Source organism: Streptomyces sp. NPDC036984 (genome assembly GCF_055607665.1).
The window spans coordinates 1-19055 of the sequence record NZ_JBVJRL010000005.1 but is presented as its reverse complement, the minus strand read 5'-3'; the positions used below and the strand labels follow the sequence as shown (position 1 = coordinate 19055).

The following is a 19055-nucleotide window of genomic DNA, read 5'->3' as shown; positions in this document are numbered from 1 at the left end:
GCCCCCCGGGCCCCTCGCCCGCGGCTCGTCCCCGGCCGTCGACCATCGCGCTCGCCTGTGGCCCGGCCCCGGCTGCCGACCGGCCTCACCCGCGCCCCCGGCCGCCGACCAGCCCGAGCCCGCGCCCCCGCGGCCGACCAGCCCGCGCCCCCGCGGCCGACCCGCCACTCGGGTGCGCGTAGGGCCGTGCACGGCAGGTCGTGGTGGGCCTGCGGGCCGGGCCTGCCTAGGGTCGGTTGGCGTGTCGCACACCTTCGAAGAACTGGTCGCGAAGCAGCGCGCGGCCGAGGCCGCCCATGCCCAGGTCCAGGAACTGCGGGACGCCTACGGCCCGCCGGCCGAACGGCGGATGACCGGTGTCCAGTCGGGCACCTACGAGACCGCCCTGCGCGCCTGGCGGGACCTGGCCCGCGATCTGCAAACGGCGGTGAGCGAGTACGCCCGGCAGTCGGGCCGGCCCCGGCCCGAGATCGAGGCGGAGGTGGCACGCGCGGCGGCGGAGGACGAGGACTGACCCGCTGCCGGGCCGGGCCGCCGGCCCGCCGGTGGACGCCCGGCGCGCATCCGCCGGGCCGCGCCGGGTACCCGACGGCCATGAACACTGCCATGTACCAAGCGGCCGCGGGCGTTCAGGTCTTCGGATACGTCCTCATCCTGATCGCCGGGGTGGTCTGCGTCGTGGGACTGATCTGGGCCTTCCGGCTGGGCATCAGGGTGCGCGAGCGCGAACCGGCGCCGCCGCGGCCCGAGGAGCAGCCCACGATGCCGCCGTCCGGACCGGTCCACGAGACCCGCGAGGTCCGCGAGCCCGACGAGGTGCCCCGGGCCGCCGACGAGAGCGAACGCCTCACCCCGCACCAGCTCGGCGCCGCCGGCACCAAGCGCGCCGACGACCAGCGCCGCGCCCGCTGGTCGCCCGGCTCCAGCGGCTCGTTCGGCGGCGGAGGCGGCGGCCGGACCTGAGCCGGCGCTCCCGCGGTGGCGCCCGCCGCGGTGTTTGCCGGCTCCGCGACCCGGGGACCCGGTCAGGCACAGATCGTGCCCCCGGCCCGTCGCGGGCCCGGCGAACGGCTCCCGCAACGGGCGGGACGCAGAAGGAAGATGAGCGACGTGACCCCGCATGACGACAGCGAGAAACCGGCCATGGCGCACGGGGAGACGGGCTGGGCGAAAGCCCGCCGTCGCCGGGACCGGAGCATCCGTACCTGCCTGCCCGCCGTCCTGGACCGCACCTCGGCGCAGCAGCAGGATACGGCGGCCGGTGACACCATCGTGCGCGGCGAGGACTGAACGCCCGGACCCCGGCCCCCACGCCCCCGTCCGGCGAACCGCCATCGACCCAGAGCCACCGTCCAGCGAGACGAACTGAGTGCCGATCCGGCCCGCGCCAGGGCCGGCTCGGCACTCAGGCGCGGCTCTTGGCGAGCAGTTCCAGGATCTCCGCGGTCGTGCCGGTCTCGCCGAGCCGCGGGAAGATCCGCTCGACGCTGTTGGCGTGCGCCTCGGCGTCGGCGTCGGCCATGGCGTCCGTGGCGAGGGTGACGTGGTAGCCGTGAGCGTAGGCGTCCCGGGCGGTGGACTCCACGCCGATGCTGGTGGCGATCCCGGTCAGCACGATCTGCGTGATGCCCCGGCGGCGCAGCTGGTCGTCCAGGCCGGTGCCGTGGAAGGCGCTCCAGTTGTGCTTGGTGACGCGGATGTCGCCGGGGTGTCCGGACAGTTCGTCGACGATGACGTCCCAGCCCTCGGGGAAGGCGAGCCCGCGTGGCCCGCGCTCGGTGCGGCCGGGGACGGCGTCCGCCCCGTCCGGCGCGAAGGTGACCCGGACCAGGGCCACGGGCAGGCCGTGGGCGCGGAAGGCACCGGCGAGTTCCGCGGTGCGGGAGACGACGTCCGGGCCCGGGCAGGGCTGGGTGGGCATGGCCACGATGCCGTTCTGGAGGTCGATCGCGACGAGGGCGGTACGGGGGTCGAGCGTGCTGAGCGCCATGCAGGATCAGGCCTTTCGCGGGGTCGGCCGGCCGAGGGAACGGTCCGGCGGTGTCGTCGCCGGCAGCAGCGCGGAGCCGGCGAGCACGAACAGGGCCAGGCCGTGCGGCCCGGCCGTGCCGGCGCGGTGCGGGAAGAACGCGGTGGTGGCGGCGGACGCGCCCAGCCGCCGGGGCAGGGCCGCGTGTCGCTGACGTCGCGCCCGGTGAGCCTCGTCATCACGGCTGCGACAGCCGTTCCATCAGCTCCAGTGCCGCGAGGACCGTCTGCCGCTCCTCCTCGGTGTAGCGATCCTGGAAGGCGCGGGCCAGCCACTCCTCGCGCACCTGCCGGTTCCCCTCGACGCGGGCCCGGCCGGCGTCGGTCAGCGTGACCAACTGGCGGCGGCCGTCGTCGGGGTCGGGGGCGCGGCGGATCAGCGCGTGCTGCTCCAGGGCTGCCAGCGTGGCGGCCATGGACTGCGGGCGCACCCCCTCGGCGGCCGCGAGCGCGCTGGCCGTGGCCGCGCCGTGCTTGCCGACCAGGGTGAGCGCCGACTCCTGCGAGGGGCTGAGGTCGGCGTCCTGTGCCACCTCCCGGATACGGCGCCGCAGCCGGCTGAAGACCACACGCAGGTCACGCGCGGCACGGGCGGCGGAATCGGAGATGTCGGCCATGACCGTCACGCTACGACCGACAGCGGAGACTGTCCAGTTCTGGCTGTTCAGTTTTGCCTGTCTATTTGCCGGGTACTCGCCCGCCCTCGGACAGCCAGCACGTCGGTGAACCCAAGGAGCCCAGATGACCCCTCCGGACATGTCCGGCCTGGAGGCGGCCCTGCGCGCCGAGGTGGACGGCGAAGTCCGCTTCGACGCGGGCAGCCGCGGCGCCTATGCCACGGACGGTTCGAACTACCGGCAGGTCCCGCTGGGCGTCGTCGTCCCCCGCACCGTCGAGGCGGGGGCGCGGGCGCTGTCGGTGTGCGCACGCTTCGACGCCCCCGTGCTCTCCCGCGGTGGCGGCACCAGCCTTGCCGGCCAGTCGACCAACACGGCAGTGGTGATCGACTGGAGCAAGTACTGCACCAAGGTGCTCTCCGTCGACCCGGCGGCGCGCACCTGCGTGGTGGAACCCGGCATCGTCCTGGACGAACTCAACCGCCGGCTTTCCCGGTACCGGCTCCAGTTCGGCCCGAAGCCGTCCACCCACAGCCACTGCGCGCTCGGCGGCATGATCGGCAACAACTCCTGCGGCGCCTCCGCCCAGGCCTACGGCAAGACCGTCGACAACGTCCGCCGTCTGGAGATCCTCACCTACGACGGGCAGCGCGCCTGGGTCGGCCCCACCCCGCCCGACGAACGCGCCCGGATCATCGCCGGCGGCGGCCGGCTCGGCGAGCTCTACGCCGGCCTCGACCGCATCGCCACCCAGTACCTGGCCGACATCCGCCGCGGCTTCCCCGAGATCCCCCGCCGCGTCTCCGGCTACAACCTGGACTCCCTGCTGCCCGAGAACGGCTTCGACGTGGCCAAGGCGCTCGTCGGCAGCGAGGGCACCCTGGTCACCGTCCTGCGCGCCGAACTCGACCTCGTGCCCGTGCCGCCGTACCAGTCCCTGCTGGTCCTCGGCTACGACGACATCTGCGCCGCCGCCGACGACGTGCCCCGCCTGCTGGAGCACTGCTCGCCCACCCAACTGGAGGCCCTGGACGGGCGCATGGCCCAGCTGATGCGCGAGGAGGGCGCCTACCTGGACTCGCTGGACGTCCTGCCCGAGGGCGACAGCTGGCTGATGGTGCAGTACAGCGGGGACAGCCAGGACGACGTCGACGAACAGGCGCACGCGCTGCTGCGCGCCATCGGCCGCGCCGAGAAGGACGCGAACGTCGCCTTCTCCGACGACCCCGCCCGCGAGGAGAAGATGCTCAAGGCCCGCGAGGCCGGACTCGGCGTGACCGCCCGCCCACCGGACGACCGCGAGACCTGGGAGGGCTGGGAGGACTCCGCCGTACCGCCCGAACGGCTCGGCGACTACCTGCGCGACCTCAAGCGGCTGTTCGAGGAGTTCGACTACGACCACCCGTCCCTGTACGGGCACTTCGGGCAGGGCTGCGTCCACACCCGCATCCCCTTCGGGCTGAAGACCGCCGAGGGCGTGGCCGGCTTCCGGCGGTTCGTGGAACGCGCCGCCGACCTCGTCGCCTCCTACGGCGGCTCCCTCTCCGGCGAGCACGGCGACGGCCAGGCCCGGGGCGAGCTGCTCACCCGGATGTTCGGCGAACGGCTCGTCACCGCGTTCGGTGAGCTGAAGGCGCTCTTCGACCCCGGCAACCGGATGAACCCCGGCAAGGTCGTCCACCCCGACCCCGTCGACGGGCAACTGCGGCTCGGTCCCGGCTGGCGGCCGGCCACCCCTGCCACCCACTTCGGTTTCCCCGAGGACGACCACTCCTTCAACCGCGCGGTGATGCGCTGCGTCGGCATCGGCAACTGCCGCAGCCACTCGGGCGGCGTCATGTGCCCCTCGTACCGGGCCACGCGGGAGGAGGAACACTCCACCCGCGGCCGGGCCCGGCTGCTGTTCGAGATGCTCGACGGGCACGCGGACTCCGCGATCGAGGACGGCTGGCGCTCCACCGCCGTGCACGACGCTCTCGACCTCTGCCTGGCCTGCAAGGGATGCAAATCCGACTGCCCGACCGGCGTCGACATGGCCACCCTCAAGGCGGAGTTCCTCTCCCACCACTACGCCGGCCGCGTCCGTCCCGCCGCCCACTACTCCCTGGGCTGGCTCCCGGTGTGGGCGCGCCTGAGCCGTCTCGCCCCCTCCCTGGTCAACTCGGCCCTGCACGCGCCCGGTCTGGCCCGCCTGGGCAAGCGGCTGGCCGGCGTCGACGCCGCCCGCCCCGCGCCCGTGTTCGCCGAGGAGTCCTTCCTGCGGTGGTGGCGGGCGCGCGGCCGGGACGAGCCCGACCCGGCCGACCCGCGCACCGTCGTGCTGTGGCCCGACACCTTCAGCACCTACTTCCATCCCTCGATCGCGAAGTCGGCCGTGCGGGTCCTGGAGGACGCCGGCTTCCGGGTCGCCGTCCCCACCCGGCCCGTCTGCTGCGGCCTGACCTGGATCTCCACCGGCCAACTCCCGGTGGCCAAGAAGGTGTTGCGCCACACCCTCGGCGTGCTGCGCCCCTACCTGGAGGCCGGCACCCCGGTCGTCGGCCTGGAGCCCTCCTGCACGGCCGTGTTCCGCGCCGACGCCCCGGAGCTGCTGCCCGGCGACCAGGACGTGGAGCGGCTCGCCGGGCAGACCCGCACCTTCGCCGAACAACTGGTCCACCACGCCCCCGACGACTGGCGGCCACCGCAGCCGACCCGGCGGGCCACCGTGCAGACCCACTGCCACCAGCACGCCATCATGAAGTTCGACGCCGACCGCGAACTGATGCGCCGCGCCCACCTCGACGCCGAGGTGCTCGACGAGGGCTGCTGCGGCCTGGCCGGCAACTTCGGCTTCGAACGCGGCCACCACGAGGTGTCCATGGCCGTCGCGGAACAGGGCGTCCTGCCCGCCGTGCGCGCAGCCGCCCCGGACAGCCTGGTCCTCGCCGACGGCTTCAGCTGCCGCACCCAGATCGAGCAGGGCGGCACCGGCCGCCGCGCCCTGCACCTCGCCGAGGTCCTCGCCCTCGCCCTCGACGGCAACCTGCCCAGCGACCACCCCGAGCGGCTCGCCGACCGCCCCGCCGGGCCCTCCCGTACGACCCGCTGGGCGACGACCGCCTCCGCCGCCGCCCTCGCCCTGGGTGCCGCGGGGGCCGTGGGCGCGCTGCGGCAGCAGAGGCGGTGACCATGAGCGACCAGCCGGCCGTCGAGGCCGTGGACACCGCCGTCTACACCGTGCCCACCGACGCCCCCGAGGCGGACGGCACGCTCGCCTGGGACAAGACGACCCTGGTCCTGGTCACCGCCCGCGCGGGCACCGCCACCGGGCTCGGTTACACCTACGCGCCCGCCGCCACCGCCCACGTCGTCCGCGAACTGCTCGCCGGCACCGTCACCGGCTGCTCCGCGTACGACGTGCCGCGCGCCAACGAGCGCATGGGCCGGGCCGTGCGCAACGCCGGACGGCCCGGCGTCGCCGCGCAGGCGATCGCCGCCGTCGACATCGCGCTGTGGGACCTCAAGGCGCGCCTGCTCGGTCTGCCCCTGGTCCGCCTGCTGGGCGCCGCCCACGACCACGTCCCCGTCTACGGCAGCGGCGGCTTCACCACCTACGACACCGCGCAACAGGAACGCCAGCTGCGCGGCTGGACCGAGGAACAGGGCATCCCCCACGTCAAGATCAAGATCGGGGAGTCGTGGGGCGCCCGGCAGTACCGCGACCTGGAACGTGTCGCCCGGGCACGGGCCACCATCGGCGACACCGCCGAGCTGTACGTCGACGCCAACGGGGGCTACACCGGCGGGCAGGCCGTACGCATCGCGGACGCGCTCGCCGACCAGGGCGTCACCTGGTTCGAGGAACCCGTCTCCTCCGACCATCTGACCACCCTCGCGGACATCCGCCGCCGGACCCCGATCGACGTCACCGCCGGCGAATACGGCTACACCCTCCCGTACTTCGAGCACATGCTGGCCGCCGGAGCCGTCGACTGCCTCCAGGCCGACGTCACCCGGTGCGGCGGCATCACCGTCTGGCTGCGGGCCGCCGCACTCGCCCACGCGCGCGGCATCGACGTCTCCGGGCACTGCGCGCCCCACGCCCACGCCCACGTGGCCGCCACCGTGCCCAACCTGCGCCATCTGGAGTGGTTCCACGACCACGTCCGCATCGAACGGCTCCTGTTCGACGGCGTCCTCGATCCCGGCGGCGGCAGCATCACGCCGGGCGCCGACGGGGCACCGGGCCTCGGCCTGACCCTCGTGGCGGAGCGGGCGGCGCCCTACCGGGTGGAGTGACACACACCGTGCACGCAAGAGGAGTAAGGACCATGCCCCCCACCGTCGTCATCACCGGCGCCAGCGCCGGCATCGGCCGCGCCACCGCCCGTCTGTACGCCCGGCGCGGCGCCGAGGTCGTCCTGGTCGCGCGCGGCGAGGGCGGCCTGGAAGCGGCGGCCGACGAGGTCGCGGCGCTCGGCGGACGGCCCCTGGTGCAGGTGGCCGACGTGGCCGACCCGGCGCAGCTGGAGGCCGCCGCCGAAGCCGCGGAAAAGACGTTCGGCCCCATCGACGTATGGATCAACTGCGCGTTCTCCACGGTGTTCGCGCCGTTCGAGGAGATCACCCCCGAGGAGTTCAAGCGGGCCACGGAGGTGACCTACCTCGGCTTCGTCAACGGCACCCGCACCGCGCTGAAGCGGATGATGCCCCGCGACCGCGGAACGATCGTGCAGGTCGGCTCCGCGCTCGGGGAGCGGTCGGTGCCGCTCCAGTCGGTGTACTGCGGAGCCAAGCACGCCATCAACGGCTTCACCTCCTCCCTGCGCACGGAACTGCTGCACCGCGGCAGCAACGTGCACATCACCGTCGCCCAGATGCCCGGCGTCAACACCCCCCAGTTCGAATGGGTCCGCTCCCGGCTCTCCCGGCACCCGATGCCGGTCGCGCCGTTCTACCAGCCCGAGGTAGCCGCGCGGGGCGTGCTTTACGCCGCCGACCACCCGCGGCGCAAGCAGTACTACATCGGCGCCACCACGGTCGCCACCCTCTGGGCGAACCGGCTCACCCCGGCCCTCCTCGACCGCTACCTGGCCCGCACCGGCTACGACTCCCAGCAGACCGACCGCATCCCGCCCGTAGGCGTGGACAACCTCTTCGCACCGGTGGACCGGGAACCCGCCGACGACCAGGGCGCCCACGGCTCCTTCGACGACAGCGCGCACGCCCGCTCCTGGCAGGAGACCCTGCTCCGGCACCCCGCGGCCACCGCCCTCGGCGCGGGCGCCGCCCTGCTGGGCACGGTACGCGGCCTGCGCCGCCTCACCGGGCGAGCCGCATAGGCTGACGGGGTGCGCCTCCTCCTCATGTCCGACACGCACCTGCCCAAGCGGGCCAAGCGGCTCCCCGAGCAACTGCTCGCCGAACTCCCGCACGCGGACGTCGTCCTCCACGCCGGGGACTGGGTCGACACCGCCACCCTCGACCTGCTGGAGAGCCGCAGCCGCCGGCTGATCGGCGTGTACGGCAACAACGACGGCCCGGACCTGCGCGCCCGGCTCCCCGAGGTGGCGTACGCCGAGCTGGGCGGCCTGCGCTTCGGAGTCGTCCACGAGACCGGCCCCGCCCAGGGCCGCGAGGCCCGCTGTGCCGCCCGCTTCCCCGACCTGGACGTGCTGGTCTTCGGGCACAGCCACATCCCCTGGGACACCACCGGCCCCGGCGGCCTGCGCCTGCTCAACCCCGGCTCCCCGACCGACCGCCGCCGCCAGCCCCACTGCACCTACCTCACGGCCACGGTCGCCGGCGGAACGCTCACCGACGTGACCCTGCACCGCCTGCCCCAGCGCGGGTGATCACCTGTGCGAGGATGCCGGAATGATCTCCCACGCCGGCATACCGCACGTCGTACCCGCAGGTCGCATGGCCGGTCAGGCGCAGCCCGTCCTCGCCCTGCCCCACGGCCGGGAGCTGCGGCCCTGGCGGCCCGCGGACGCCGACGCGCTGGTCGCCGCCGGGCAGGACCCCGCGATCCGGCGGTGGAACCTGTTCCGCGTGGCCGACCGCGCCGAGGCCCGCACCCGGATCGACCGCATGCACGAGCGGTGGCGGGCCGAGACCGGCGCCGTGTGGGCCGTAGCGCGGCCGGGCGGTCCGGCCGTCGGGCTCATCGGGCTCAACGACGTCGACCTCGCGGGCGGCGGGGCGGAGCTCGTCTACTGGCTGCTGCCCGAGGCGCGCGGCGGCGGTGTAGCCGTCGCGGCGACCCGGCGGCTCGCCCGTTGGGCGCTGGCCGACCTGGGCCTGCACCGCCTGCGGCTGTGCCACTCGACGGCCAATCCCGCGTCCTGCCGGGTGGCCGAGAAGGCCGGTTTCACCTTCGAGGGCACCCAGCGCAGCGCCCTGCTGCACGCCGACGGCTGGCACGACCAGCACCTGCACGCACGCGTGGCCGGAGACCCCGAGTAGCGCGCGCAGGGCAGTGCCGGCCGGGTGCCCCGAAGACGAGCCTCAGACCACCGCCCGCGGATGGATCGCCCCGCTCGTCCTGCTGAGCGGTGCCCCCGTGCCACCCCATCGCAGGGCCACGATCTCCGCCGCCACCGACACCGCCACCTCCTCCGGCGTACGGGCCCCGAGGTCCAGGCCGACCGGGGAGCGCAGACGGGCCAGTTCGGAGTCGCCGAGGCCGGACTCGACCAGGCGGCGGAGCCGGTCGTCGTGGGTGCGCCGGCTGCCCATCGCCCCGATGTAGGCCGCCGGGCGCCGCAGCGCCTCCCGCAGCACCGGTACGTCGAACTTGGGGTCGTGGGTCAGGACGCAGATCACCGTCCGCTCGTCGGTGCGCGTGCCGCGCAGATACCGGTGCGGCCAGTCCACGACGACCTCCACGCCCTCCGGGAACCGGCTGGGCGTGGCGAACACCGGCCGGGCGTCGCACACGGTCACCCGGTACCCGAGGAAGTCCCCGAGCCGGGCCACGGCGGCGGCGTAGTCGATCGCGCCGAACACCAGCATGCGCGGCGGCGGCGCGAAGGACTGGAGAAACACCGTGACGGTGTCCTCGCGCCGCTCCCCGTGCGGCCCGTAGTGCCGCAGGCCGGTCACCCCGAGGGCGAGTTCGCCGCGCGCGTCGGCGGCGACGGCCACGTCGAGCCCCCGGGTGCCCAGACTCCCGGCGGCCGTCCGCGGCCACACGGCGAGGGTGGCCCCGCGCGGCGCCGGCCCGTCGACCACCGTGGCCACGGTGACCGGCTCACCGCCCGCGACGGACGCGGTGACCGCGCCGAACACCGGATCCCGGGCCGGCGTCACCGGCCGCACCAGGACGGTGATCTCACCGCCGCAGGTGAGCCCGACCGCGAAGGCGTCGTCGTCGGTGTAGCCGAACGTCTCCAGGCGCACCGCGCCGGTCTCCACCACCTCCTGGGCCAGCTCGAACACCGCGCCCTCCACGCAGCCCCCCGACACGCTGCCGACCACCTCGCCGTCCGGGCCGACCGCCAGCGCGGCCCCGGGCCCGCGCGGGGCGCTGTGGCTGACCGCGACGACCGTGGCCAGCCCGAACGGCAGCCGGGCGGCGTACCACCGGTCCAGTACGGCGAGAATCTCACGCATCGTCCGCTCCTCGGCTCAACCCCCGCCACGGGCTCTCGTTGAACGTTAATCCGTTGGCGTCGAGGCCGCCCTTCTGCTGCACTGCACCGGTCGAGTTCCCGAGCGAACCAGGAGCGAAGATGCGCACTGCGTCCATGTCCACCCCGGTAGGAATGGCCCCCTCTCTCAAGGACATGACGCTTCGTGCACTTGCTCAATCTGGGAATCCTCGCGCACGTCGACGCAGGTAAGACCAGCCTGACCGAACGGCTGCTGCACACCGCAGGAGTGATCGACGAGATCGGCAGCGTCGACGCCGGCAGCACCACCACCGACACCCTGGCGCTGGAGCGGCAGCGCGGGATCACCATCAAGTCCGCCGTCGTGTCGTTCCCGCTCGACGGCGTCACCGTCAACCTCATCGACACCCCCGGTCACCCGGACTTCATCGCCGAGGTGGAGCGGGTGCTCGGCGTGCTCGACGGCGCCGTCCTGGTCGTCTCCGCCGTGGAGGGCGTCCAGGCGCAGACCCGCGTGCTGATGCGCACCCTGCGCCGGCTGCGCATCCCCACCCTGGTCTTCGTCAACAAGATCGACCGGCGCGGCGCCCGGGACACGGCCGTGCTCCGCCAGATGGCGCAGCGGCTGGCCGTACCGCTCGTCCCGATGGGGACGGCCACCGGGCTCGGCACGCGCGCCGCCCGCTTCCGGCCCGGACTCGGCCCGGCCGCGCTGGAGGCGCTGGCGGACCGGGACGACGGCCTGCTCGCCGCCTATCTCGACGGCGGCGTCCCAGGGCGCCGGCTGCGCGGCGCCCTGACCGCCCAGACCCGGAATGCGTCGGTCCACCCGGTGTACTTCGGCTCCGCCATCACCGGCGCCGGCGTACCGGAGCTGATCGGCGGGATCGAACGGCTGCTGCCGGCCGCCGCCGGCGACCCGGACGGCCCCCTGTCGGGCACGGTCTTCAAGGTCGAGCGCGGGCCGGCCGGGGAGAAGGTGGCCTACGCCCGCCTCTTCTCCGGCACCCTGCGCATCCGCGACCGGATCCTGTTCGGGGACGGCCGCCGGGGCCCAGGCGACGAGGGCCGCGTCACCGCGCTCGGCGTCTTCGACCGGGGCACCGACAGCCGGGCCGACAGCGCCCGCGCGGGCCGGATCGTCAAGGTGTGGGGCCTCGGCGGCATCCGGATCGGTGACGCGATCTGGGGGTCCCCCCGCGGTGCCTCCCGCTCGAGCGAAGCCGAGCGTGGGGGAGTGCCGGGACGGTCGTACGAGCATCACTTCGCGCCGCCCACCCTGGAGACGATCGTCGTCCCCGGGCCCGGCACGGACCGGCGCTCCCTGCACCTCGCGCTCACCCAGCTCGCCGAACAGGACCCGCTCATCGGCGTCCGCCACGACGAGCTGCGGGGGGAGACGTCCGTGTCGCTCTACGGCGAGGTGCAGAAGGAGGTCGTCCAGGCGACCCTCGCCGACGAGTACGGCCTGGACGTCACCTTCCGGGAGACGACGACCCTGTGTATCGAACGGCCGGTCGGTACCGGGCACGCCGTGGAGTTCAACAAGAAGGAACCGAACCCCTTCCTCGCCACCGTCGGCCTGCGTGTCGACCCCGCCCCGCCGGGCGCGGGCGTGGACTTCCGGCTGGAGGTGGAGCTCGGTTCGATGCCGTACGCCTTCTTCAAGGCCGTCGAGGACACCGTCCGGGAGACGCTCGGCCAGGGGCTGCACGGCTGGCAGGTCACCGACTGCACGGTCACCATGACCCACTCCGGCTACTCGCCCCGGCAGAGCCACGCGCACCAGCGCTTCGACAAGAGCATGTCGAGCACCGGCTACGACTTCCGGGGCCTGACCCCGCTGGTCCTGGTCGACGCGCTGCGCCGGGCCGGCACCCTGGTGCACGAACCGGTGCACCGCTTCCGCCTGGAGGCGCCGGCCGACACGCTCGGCGTGCTGCTGCCGGTGCTGGCCCGGCTCGGCGCGGTCGCGGAGACCACCGGCACGCACGCCACGGCCTGTGTGCTGGAGGGCACGGTGCCGGCCGCCCGGGTGCACGCGCTGGAGCAGCGGCTGCCGGGGCTGACCCGGGGTGAGGGTGAACTGGAGACGGCCTTCGACCACTACGCGCCGGTGACCCGTGGCACGGTCCCTGAGCGGCCGCGCACCGACCACAACCCGCTGAACCGCAAGGAGTACCTGCTGAGCGTGACCCGCCGGGTGGGGGAGTGAGCGGCTGAGCTGACTACTAGTCAACTTACTGATGAGTCAGAAGCTATTGACGCTCTCCGGACATCGCCGGACTGTGGTGGACATGGCGAATATCCGGGTGCGTCTACTGGCTGTTCTGGTCGTCCTCAGTGGATCCCTGACGGTGGCGGGCGCCCCGCCCGCCACCGCCGCCACCCCCTCCGACTCCCTCTGGTTCGACGGAGCCCCGCTGACCGTGCGGGGCGGCCGGTTCACCGACGGCCAGGGCCGGGAGATCGTCCTGCGCGGCTACAACGTCTCCGGCGAGACCAAACTGGAGGAGCACGGCGGCCTGCCCTTCGCCTCGGTCGCCGACGCCCGGAGGTCCGCGGCCGCGCTGCGCGCTCTCGGCGGCGGCAACGCGGTCCGCTTCCTGCTCTCCTGGGCGCACGCCGAACCCGTACGCGGCCAGGTGGACACCGCCTACCTGGCCGCCGCCACCGAACAGATCCGCGCGTTCCTGGACGCGGGCATCCGGGTCCACCCCGACTTCCACCAGGACCTGTACTCCCGGTACCTGTTCCACACCGGCAGCTGGTACACCGGCGACGGCGCCCCCAAGTGGGCTGTGGACGCGGGAAGTTACCCGAAGGAGTCGTGCGGCATCTGTCTCTTCTGGGGCCAGAACATCACCGGGAACGCGGCCGTGCAGAAGGCCCAGTACGACTTCTGGCACAACTCCCACGGCCTGCAGGACGCCTTCCTCGCCACCGCCGAGACGGCCATGACGTACGTGCGACAGCACCTGAGCGCCGAGGAGTTCGCCGGCATCGCCGGCTTCGACCCGTACAACGAGCCCTACGCGGGCGGTTACGACTCCGGACAGACCTCCCGCGCCTGGGAACGCGATCAGCTCTGGCCGTTCTACGTGCGGTTCCGCGCCCGCATGGATGCCGCCGGCTGGCAGCACAAGCCCGCCCTCGTCGAGCCGAACCTCTTCTGGAACGCCAACATCTCCACCCAGAAGCAGGAGGGCGGCCTGCTGGACGCGGGCACGCTCGGCCCGGGGTACGCCTTCAGCACCCACTTCTACGACCAGAAGGCCATCTCCGGGATCCTGATGTGGGGCAAGGCGGCCGACGGCCAGTACGCGGCCGACTTCGCCGCCGTCCGCGACCGCGCCTTCGCCGCCGGCACCGCCGCCCTGGTCAGCGAGTTCGGCCACCCCCTGTCCGGCACGGTCTCCGACAAGGCGCCGACCGTCCTGAAGGCCATGTACCAGGCCCTCGACTCGCGCCTTCCCGGCGCGAGTTGGTGGACGAAACCGGCCGCCTCCGGCCCGGTGCTGTCCGGCACCCAGTGGCAGTGGGACCTCTACAACGGCCGCCACCACGAGCTGATGAACGGCAACCCCGACAAGGTGCTCACCGCCGGCGACGCCTGGAACGACGAGGACCTGTCCGCGGTACGGCTCGACGACTCCGGGAACGTCACCCTGCGCCAGGACGCCCGTCTCCTGGACCGCGTCTATCCGAGCGCCACGGCCGGCACCACGCTCGCCTTCACCTACGAGGACCGCTCCCGCGACGGCTCCACCACCCTCACCTGGAACCCGGTGCCGAGTTCCCTGCCGAACGTGGCGAAACTGGTCGGCTCGGGCCAGTACGGCGTGCTGGTGTGGCGCTCCGGCGACGGCACCGCGCCCACCGAACTGCACCTGCCGGCGTCCTTCCCCACCGCCGCGACCACGGTCGTCTCCGACCTCGGCACGGTCCACGCCCCGCCCGCCCCCACCTCCGCCGCCCCGGTCGCCGTGGCCCCGGAGCCGGGCGGCACCGGCAGCCGCCGGCTGCTGCTCGGCGACGCGGACTCCGGTGTGCTGCACTACGCGCTGGTGACCAACGGGGCGACGGCGCCGTCGGCGGACCTGCTCACCGCGGCGAAGGCCGAGCTGGCCGCGTGGGCGGCGGCCCGCTTCCGACCGTGAGGTGGCCTCCGGAGTGAGTGGGGGCACCCCGGAGGCCACGGTCCGTCGGCCGTCAACTGCCGCTCGGGCCCGTCCAGTCGGCCTGCACATGCCCCAGCCGGACGCGCTGCGGGTGGTCACCGACCGGGACCGACGCCACCTTCCGGCCGGTGGCGAAGTCGATCGCCGTCACCTGGTCGGCGCCACTCTCGGAGACGATGCAGTCCTTGCCGTCCCCGCTGACGGTCGCCCAGTACGGCTTGGACGCCGCAACCAGCGGGCCCTCCTGGAGCGAGGCCCGGTCGACCACGGCCGCGTAGTCGTCCATGGTGCCCGCGACGCACAGCTTGGTGCCCTCGGGATTCATCGAAATGCCGTGGTGGCGCGAGTCGTTGACCCAGGTCGTGCGGTCCTCGCTGGTCGCCGGGTTCTTCGGCAGGGTCTTCAGCCGGGTGATCTTGTCGGTGGCGACGTCGTACTCCAGGAAGCCGTTGAAGAAGGACACCTGGAAGTACAGCTTGGACTCGTCGGGGGAGAACACGGCCGGGCGGACCGCGTCGGAGAAGTCCTTCAGCCCGAAGGCGTCCAGCCGCTGCCGCATGTCGACGACCTTGACCTGCTTGTACGTCGTCGCGTCCACGACCGTGATGTGCCGGTCGCCCTTGGTCCAGTCCCAGCCCGGGTCGTCCAGGGCGGTGTTGACGTCACCGATGGACATGTTCCAGATGTACTTGCCGTCCCCGGTGAAGACGTTCTCGTGCGGCTTGTCGCCGGTCGCGAACGACCCCAGCTGCCTGCCGGTGCCGATGTCCAGCACATGCACGGTGTTCGCGGTCGAGGCGGAGACCGCCACCCGGGTGCCGTCCGGGGAGACCGCCATGTGGTCGGCCCGGTAACCGGCCACCGCAAAACGCCAGTTGATCTTCCCGCCGGCCAGGTCGATGGAGACGACGTCCGCGAAACTCGGCCGGGACACCACGACCGACCTGCCGTCCGGGGTGGAGTACATGTCGTCGGCGAACTGGTCGTGGCCCTCGCCGACGCTGTTGCGGATCGCCTGGAAGTAGATCCACTTGATCGGATCCGCGTTGATCTCCGCCATCCGCGCGTCCTTGTCGGGGATGACGTTGATCCGGCCGATCTTCGCGAAGTCGCCGGAGGAGCGGATCACATCGGCGGTGCCGTCCCAGTTGTTGCCGACGAACAGCACCTCGCGCAGGCCGTCGGGGGCGGCTGAGCCCGCGTTGGCGGCGGTCGCCGGGGCGGCGGCAGTCAGGACGAGGGCGGCGGCCACGGAGCACAGGTGCCTGGTTCTGGAGGCAGCCATGACGGCTCTCTTTCCTCGGGGAAAACTGAACACGTGCGCATTCACAGTGAACTTACTGAAAAGTAAGGAGGGGGCGGCCTTCTCGACAAGATGTGTGCACGACAAGATTGGGTGACCGGTGGGGTGACGGAGGGGGAGACGTGGGGGGCAGGCTCAGGGCGCCGACGGGGCGCTACGGCGGCCGGTCCGCCGAGGAACGGCAGGCCGAGCGGCGCCGCCGCTTCCTGGACGCGGCACTGCGGCTGTTCGGCGACACGCCCGGATACCGGGGCACCACGGTGGCCGCCCTGAGCCAGGCCGCCGGTCTGTCCACGCGCCAGTTCTACGAGGAGTTCCGCACCCTGGAGGACGTCCTCGCCGCCCTGCACCTCCAGGTCAACGGCTGGGCCGAACAGGCCGTCCTGGACGCGCTCGGCGACGCCGACGGCCTGCCGCTGGCCGAGCGCGCCACCGTCCTCTTCCGGGCCTACGCCCGCGGTGTCACCTCCGATCCGCGGCGCATCCGGATCGCCTTCGTGGAGATCATCGGCGTCAGCCGCCGCCTGGAGGAGCAGCGCCTCGCCCGCCGGGCCCGCTGGGTCGACCTGATCCGCGCCGAGGCGGACGCGGCCGTGGCCCGCGGGGAGGCTGCGCCGCGCGACTACCGCCTCGCGGCCACCGCCTTCATCGGCAGCGTCAACGGACTGCTGCACGACTGGACCGCCGGCTGGGTGGACGCCACGCTGGACGAGGTGGTGGACGAGCTGGTCCGGCTGCTGCTGGGCATCCTCCGGCCGGAGGGCTGGCGTCCGCAGGAGACCTGAAAACGCGGCCGGGGAGCCGGACCGCCCAGGTCGGCGGGGGTACGGCCCGTTCGGCGCGCGGGATCGGGCCCGAGCTGGTCTGCTGGTGCGGGGGACCGTCGTACCCGTACTCCGGAGAGACCCATGAGTACCTATCGAGTCGCGCAGGTGACCGCCGCGGGCGGCCCGTTCGAGCTGGTCGAGCGCGAGGTGCCGCAGCCGGGGCCCGGCCAGGTGCGCATCGCCGTCGAGGCGTGCGGGATCTGCCACAGCGACGCCTTCTTCGTGACCGCCGGGCTGCCGGGCATCACGTTCCCGGAGGTGCCCGGACACGAGATCGCCGGGCGGATCGCGGCGCTCGGCGAGGGCACGCAGGACTGGGGCTGGCAGGTCGGTGACCGGGTGGCGGTCGGCTGGTTCGGCGGCAGCTGCGGCCACTGCCGGCCCTGCCGCGAAGGCGACTTCATCGTGTGCCCGAATCTGAAGGTTCCCGGCTGGGCCTACGACGGCGGCTTCGCCGAGCAGCTGATCGCCCCCGTCGACGCCCTGGCCCGGATCCCCGAGGGGCTCGCGGCGACCGACGCCGGACCCATGGCGTGCGCGGGTGTCACGACGTACAACGGACTGCGGCGCAGTTCCGCCCGGCCGGGGGACCTGGTCGCGGTGCTCGGCATCGGCGGCCTCGGCCACCTCGGCGTGCAGTACGCGGTGGCGATGGGCTTCGAGACCGTGGCGATCGCCCGGGGCGCCGAGAAAGCCGACTTCGCCAAGCAGCTGGGCGCCCACCACTACGTCGACAGCACCTCCGGGGCCCCGGTGGCCGAGGCGCTGCAGTCCCTCGGCGGGGCCCGGGCGGTGCTGGCGACCGCGGGCAATTCCGAGGCGATCACGGCGACCGCGGACGGTCTCGCGCCGCGCGGGGAACTGGTCGTCATCGGTGCGTCTCCCGAGCCCCTGGGCATCAGCCCGGTCCAGCTCCTCATGAGCGCCAACGTGGTCCGCGGCCACCCGTCCGGCACCGCGCAGGACGTGGAGGACACCATGGCGTTCAGCGCCCTGCACGGGATCCGCCCGATGACCGAGACGGTGCCGCTGGCGCGGGCGGGAGAGGCGTACGACAAGATGCTCTCCGGCACCGCCCGCTTCCGCATGGTGCTGACCACCGGCTGAGTCCGGGCGATCCGGGCCGGCGGCCGGATGCCCCGGTGGCTCTGCTTACCGGCCGGACGCCTCGGAGGCTCTGTCCACCGGCCGGAGGCCGGGACCCGGCATCGCCGGCTTCCCCACGGTGCCGACCACCGGCCGAGTCGGGCGAGGGCGCCGTGCGCCGGCTGCCGTGGGCCGGGATGATCAGCCGTCCAGCCGGTCCAGCGCGGCGAGCACGGGGGCGGACAGCAGCAGGACGTCGCTGTCCCGTGCCGCGTCGAGCAGGTCCTCGGTCAGCCGCCCGATCAGGCGCCGCGCCAGGTCCACCACCCGCAGCAGCTTTCCGGCGCCGCTGGTGCTGCGGTGCAGCCTCCGGCCGCGCGAGGACCGGAGTTCCGCCAGCGGGTCCACCGGCAGCGCGTGGAACCGCACCCCGGAACCGGCCACCAGCGGCTCGAAACGGTCGTGCGTGACCAGGGTGACCTCGTGCCCGGCCAGGCCGAGCCGGTGCCCCAGCCCGGTGTAGGGGGCGGCATCGCCCCGGGATCCCGCCGTCATGATGGCAACCCGCACGACGGCCAGTATGGCGGGTCCGCGCTCGGCAGCGCCGCAACACCCCGTCGTCCACGGGCGGCGGGCGGCTCGGCCGACCAGGCCTGGACGTACACCTCCCGCAAGGAACTCGTCGTCTACGGCGACAAGTGCCTCGACGCCTACAACCTCGGCACCACCAACGGCACCCAGGTCGTCATCTGGGACTGCAACGGCCAGGACAACCAGAAGTGGACCTTCGGCGCGGACGGCACGGTCACCAACGTCCACGCGGGACTGTGCCTGGACGCATACGACACCGGCACCGGCAACGGCACTTCCCTGGTGCTGTGGACCTGTAACGGCGGCGCCGGCCAGAAGTGGACCCGGACCTGACAGCCCGCACTACGCGGCGGCGGACACCGCCACCAGGACCGCCGCCGCCAGCAGCGCGCACCCCAGCACACAGCAGGCCAGCAGCCGCCGGCGCAGCGCCCGGTAGCGCGACTCGTACGCCTGCCGCAGCTGCTGTGCGCGCTCGGCCGTGCGATGCCACGAGAGCCGGACGAGCGCCAGGTACTCGTCCTCGAAGTGCCGTTCCACGTCCTCGCGTTGGGTGTCGGTGAGCCGGTCGAGCCGGGAGCCGAGGCGCGCCGCGGCGATACGGCCCTCCTCGCGTGCGGCGGCCAGCAGCAGATGACCCTCGATCTCCCGGACGAGATCCCGCTCCTCGTGGGCCGTCATCGCGCTGTCAACTCCCGCTCAGGGGCGCCCGGGTGGTGCAGGTCGAATGCCGGGGATTCGCTGCGGATCCGCGGCAGGGTGAGGAAGTTGTGCCGCGGCGGCGGGCAGGACGTCGCCCACTCCAGCGAGCGGCCGTAGCCCCA

Annotated in this window: 17 protein-coding genes and 2 pseudogenes; 13 read left to right on the top strand and 6 right to left on the bottom strand. The window is 73.5% G+C overall.

What is annotated here, in order from left to right; translation table 11 throughout:
• Positions 1 to 241 precede the first annotated feature (241 nt).
• From ACZ7DL_RS12025 to ACZ7DL_RS12015, 3 genes are all read left to right on the top strand, one after another.
• Positions 242 to 514, top strand: coding sequence for a hypothetical protein (locus ACZ7DL_RS12025; RefSeq protein ID WP_470773628.1), 273 nt, complete (start codon positions 242 to 244; stop codon positions 512 to 514).
• 92 nt (positions 515 to 606) lie between these two features.
• Positions 607 to 963 (top strand): DUF6479 family protein, encoded by a 357-nt coding sequence (locus ACZ7DL_RS12020; RefSeq protein WP_470774068.1) that lies wholly within the window; start codon positions 607 to 609, stop codon positions 961 to 963.
• Between the two features lie 138 nt (positions 964 to 1101).
• On the top strand, positions 1102 to 1290 hold the full coding sequence (locus ACZ7DL_RS12015) for a hypothetical protein (protein ID WP_470773626.1): 189 nt from the start codon (positions 1102 to 1104) through the stop codon (positions 1288 to 1290).
• A 115-nt stretch (positions 1291 to 1405) separates the two neighbouring features.
• Here the strand turns inward: ACZ7DL_RS12015 and ACZ7DL_RS12010 are convergent, their stop codons facing one another.
• On the bottom strand, positions 1406 to 1990 hold the full coding sequence (locus tag ACZ7DL_RS12010; RefSeq protein ID WP_470773624.1) for an isochorismatase family protein: 585 nt from the start codon (positions 1988 to 1990) through the stop codon (positions 1406 to 1408).
• A gap of 217 nt (positions 1991 to 2207) precedes the next feature.
• Positions 2208 to 2645: a MarR family winged helix-turn-helix transcriptional regulator gene (locus tag ACZ7DL_RS12005; RefSeq protein ID WP_470773622.1), complete on the bottom strand. Its 438-nt coding sequence runs from the start codon at positions 2643 to 2645 to the stop codon at positions 2208 to 2210.
• Positions 2646 to 2769: 124 nt separating this feature from the next.
• Here ACZ7DL_RS12005 and ACZ7DL_RS12000 point away from each other — a divergent pair, with 124 nt between their 5' ends.
• From ACZ7DL_RS12000 to ACZ7DL_RS11980, 5 genes are read left to right on the top strand one after another with little or no spacing between them, the layout of a single operon-like run.
• The gene (locus ACZ7DL_RS12000) at positions 2770 to 5814 is read left to right on the top strand and encodes an FAD-binding and (Fe-S)-binding domain-containing protein (protein ID WP_470773620.1); all 3045 of its coding nucleotides are present in this window, start codon (positions 2770 to 2772) and stop codon (positions 5812 to 5814) included.
• Positions 5815 to 5816: 2 nt separating this feature from the next.
• On the top strand, positions 5817 to 6926 hold the full coding sequence (locus ACZ7DL_RS11995; RefSeq protein ID WP_470773618.1) for an enolase C-terminal domain-like protein: 1110 nt from the start codon (positions 5817 to 5819) through the stop codon (positions 6924 to 6926).
• A 32-nt stretch (positions 6927 to 6958) separates the two neighbouring features.
• Positions 6959 to 7969, top strand: coding sequence for an SDR family oxidoreductase (locus ACZ7DL_RS11990; protein ID WP_470773616.1), 1011 nt, complete (start codon positions 6959 to 6961; stop codon positions 7967 to 7969).
• A gap of 9 nt (positions 7970 to 7978) precedes the next feature.
• Complete coding sequence (locus ACZ7DL_RS11985) at positions 7979 to 8482, top strand: metallophosphoesterase family protein (protein WP_470773614.1); 504 nt, start codon at positions 7979 to 7981, stop codon at positions 8480 to 8482.
• 22 nt (positions 8483 to 8504) lie between these two features.
• On the top strand, positions 8505 to 9095 hold the full coding sequence (locus ACZ7DL_RS11980; protein ID WP_470773612.1) for a GNAT family N-acetyltransferase: 591 nt from the start codon (positions 8505 to 8507) through the stop codon (positions 9093 to 9095).
• A gap of 42 nt (positions 9096 to 9137) precedes the next feature.
• On the opposite strand, the gene ACZ7DL_RS11975 is transcribed toward ACZ7DL_RS11980, so the two are convergent.
• On the bottom strand, positions 9138 to 10244 hold the full coding sequence (locus tag ACZ7DL_RS11975; RefSeq protein ID WP_470773610.1) for an XdhC family protein: 1107 nt from the start codon (positions 10242 to 10244) through the stop codon (positions 9138 to 9140).
• A gap of 183 nt (positions 10245 to 10427) precedes the next feature.
• Between ACZ7DL_RS11975 and ACZ7DL_RS11970 the strand changes: the two genes are divergently transcribed.
• Together ACZ7DL_RS11970 and ACZ7DL_RS11965 are read left to right on the top strand one after the other, a co-directional pair.
• Positions 10428 to 12458 (top strand): GTP-binding protein, encoded by a 2031-nt coding sequence (locus ACZ7DL_RS11970; protein ID WP_470773608.1) that lies wholly within the window; start codon positions 10428 to 10430, stop codon positions 12456 to 12458.
• A gap of 82 nt (positions 12459 to 12540) precedes the next feature.
• Entirely contained in the window at positions 12541 to 14403 is a 1863-nt protein-coding gene (locus ACZ7DL_RS11965; RefSeq protein WP_470773606.1) for an endoglycosylceramidase, read from the top strand.
• Positions 14404 to 14455: 52 nt separating this feature from the next.
• On the opposite strand, the gene ACZ7DL_RS11960 is transcribed toward ACZ7DL_RS11965, so the two are convergent.
• Positions 14456 to 15709 (bottom strand): YncE family protein, encoded by a 1254-nt coding sequence (locus ACZ7DL_RS11960; RefSeq protein ID WP_470773604.1) that lies wholly within the window; start codon positions 15707 to 15709, stop codon positions 14456 to 14458.
• A 140-nt stretch (positions 15710 to 15849) separates the two neighbouring features.
• On the opposite strand from ACZ7DL_RS11960, the gene ACZ7DL_RS11955 reads away from it, so the two are divergent.
• Positions 15850 to 16512 (top strand): TetR/AcrR family transcriptional regulator, encoded by a 663-nt coding sequence (locus tag ACZ7DL_RS11955; RefSeq protein ID WP_470773602.1) that lies wholly within the window; start codon positions 15850 to 15852, stop codon positions 16510 to 16512.
• A gap of 123 nt (positions 16513 to 16635) precedes the next feature.
• Positions 16636 to 17661 carry an alcohol dehydrogenase gene (locus ACZ7DL_RS11950; RefSeq protein WP_470773600.1) on the top strand — a complete coding sequence of 342 codons (1026 nt, stop codon included), beginning with the start codon at positions 16636 to 16638 and terminating at the stop codon, positions 17659 to 17661.
• Positions 17662 to 17877: 216 nt separating this feature from the next.
• On the opposite strand, the pseudogene ACZ7DL_RS11945 reads toward ACZ7DL_RS11950, so the two are convergent.
• Positions 17878 to 18195: pseudogene (locus ACZ7DL_RS11945) on the bottom strand (glycosyltransferase); the annotation flags it as partial.
• Positions 18196 to 18276: 81 nt separating this feature from the next.
• Here ACZ7DL_RS11945 and ACZ7DL_RS11940 point away from each other — a divergent pair.
• Positions 18277 to 18564 (top strand): annotated as a pseudogene (locus tag ACZ7DL_RS11940) (RICIN domain-containing protein); the annotation flags it as partial.
• Between the two features lie 9 nt (positions 18565 to 18573).
• On the opposite strand, the gene ACZ7DL_RS11935 reads toward ACZ7DL_RS11940, so the two are convergent.
• Complete coding sequence (locus ACZ7DL_RS11935) at positions 18574 to 18912, bottom strand: hypothetical protein (RefSeq protein WP_470773599.1); 339 nt, start codon at positions 18910 to 18912, stop codon at positions 18574 to 18576.
• Positions 18913 to 19055: the final 143 nt, after the last annotated feature.

Coding starts and splice junctions, on each gene's coding strand:
- ACZ7DL_RS12020 (WP_470774068.1), top strand. CDS start 607: ATGTACCAAGCGGCCGCGGGCGTTCAGGTCTTCGGATACGTCCTCATC.
- ACZ7DL_RS12015 (WP_470773626.1), top strand. CDS start 1,102: ATGAGCGACGTGACCCCGCATGACGACAGCGAGAAACCGGCCATGGCG.
- ACZ7DL_RS12010 (WP_470773624.1), bottom strand. CDS start 1,990: ATGGCGCTCAGCACGCTCGACCCCCGTACCGCCCTCGTCGCGATCGAC.
- ACZ7DL_RS12005 (WP_470773622.1), bottom strand. CDS start 2,645: ATGGCCGACATCTCCGATTCCGCCGCCCGTGCCGCGCGTGACCTGCGT.
- ACZ7DL_RS12000 (WP_470773620.1), top strand. CDS start 2,770: ATGACCCCTCCGGACATGTCCGGCCTGGAGGCGGCCCTGCGCGCCGAG.
- ACZ7DL_RS11995 (WP_470773618.1), top strand. CDS start 5,817: ATGAGCGACCAGCCGGCCGTCGAGGCCGTGGACACCGCCGTCTACACC.
- ACZ7DL_RS11990 (WP_470773616.1), top strand. CDS start 6,959: ATGCCCCCCACCGTCGTCATCACCGGCGCCAGCGCCGGCATCGGCCGC.
- ACZ7DL_RS11980 (WP_470773612.1), top strand. CDS start 8,505: ATGATCTCCCACGCCGGCATACCGCACGTCGTACCCGCAGGTCGCATG.
- ACZ7DL_RS11975 (WP_470773610.1), bottom strand. CDS start 10,244: ATGCGTGAGATTCTCGCCGTACTGGACCGGTGGTACGCCGCCCGGCTG.
- ACZ7DL_RS11965 (WP_470773606.1), top strand. CDS start 12,541: ATGGCGAATATCCGGGTGCGTCTACTGGCTGTTCTGGTCGTCCTCAGT.
- ACZ7DL_RS11960 (WP_470773604.1), bottom strand. CDS start 15,709: ATGGCTGCCTCCAGAACCAGGCACCTGTGCTCCGTGGCCGCCGCCCTC.
- ACZ7DL_RS11950 (WP_470773600.1), top strand. CDS start 16,636: ATGAGTACCTATCGAGTCGCGCAGGTGACCGCCGCGGGCGGCCCGTTC.
- ACZ7DL_RS11935 (WP_470773599.1), bottom strand. CDS start 18,912: ATGACGGCCCACGAGGAGCGGGATCTCGTCCGGGAGATCGAGGGTCAT.